The 811-nt window shown below is 66.0% G+C and carries 2 protein-coding genes; one reads left to right on the forward strand and one right to left on the reverse strand.

What is annotated here, in order from left to right; genetic code table 11:
- On the reverse strand, positions 1-343 hold a 343-nt coding region (locus tag JMF90_RS38940), incomplete at its 3' end, for a phophatidylserine decarboxylase associated domain-containing protein (protein ID WP_201326529.1).
- A 116-nt stretch (positions 344-459) separates the two neighbouring features.
- On the opposite strand from JMF90_RS38940, the gene JMF90_RS38945 reads away from it, so the two are divergent.
- Positions 460-720, forward strand: coding sequence for a hypothetical protein (locus tag JMF90_RS38945; protein ID WP_175781564.1), 261 nt, complete (start codon positions 460-462; stop codon positions 718-720).
- Positions 721-811 lie beyond the last annotated feature (91 nt).

Consider the following 811-nt stretch of genomic DNA (forward strand, 5'->3'; position numbering starts at 1 on the left):
CGTTCACCGGGCACACGATCAGGCTTTCCTCGCTGAACGGCGGCGTGTAGGTCATCAGATGGTCGAGCACCGTCATCAGCTCGCCGATCGACGCGTAGCCGAGCCGGTATCCCGCTTCGCGCGCTTCGTCGATCGCGCGGGTGAGGCTCATGCGCAGCACGGCGTTGTCGTCGAACAGCCGCGCGAGTTCCTGAACGGCCGGCGTGCGCAACCGGTCGCCGGCATGCGCGCGCGCTTCGGCCGCGATTTTTTCGCGGAACGCGGCCATGTGCGCTTCCTCGCTGGCCATCCATCCGCCGAGGCGGCGGCGGGTGGCGGGCGGCGTGTTGCGATTCGTCGGCATCGTCTCCTCCGGAAGGTTTTGGTCGAATCGAGGTAGCAAGACGCTTGCCCGAGCGGCGGCATTGAAATTGCTGCATGCGAGCGACCGGTTTGTTTTCGATGACTCAGGAGAACAGCATGGCTACAGCTTCGAATGCACGACAGACGAACGATGCGGGATCGACGGACGAACGTCGCCGCGACGGGCAGCGGACCGTGACGCCGACGCGCACCCGGAAACGCCCGCAGGCGGCGCCGCGCGACGCGGCGCGGCGGGGTGAGCGCGGTGACGGTCGTGCAAGCGGCAATGGGCCGGTGACACCGAGCCGCGGAGAGGAGGCGGCGAAACCGCTGTGGGAGGATGACCGCGGCGAGATGCCGCCGGAAGAGTGGTCGTGAGGTTGCCGAAGCCCGTCGTCGACTGCACGAAAACGCTTACGATCGGGCGTTTCGGTTGAAATTCGATTACGCGTGCGCAAAATCGATTATT

Source organism: Burkholderia sp. E168m23 (assembly GCF_016586125.1).
GTDB lineage: Bacteria > Pseudomonadota > Gammaproteobacteria > Burkholderiales > Burkholderiaceae > Burkholderia > Burkholderia orbicola.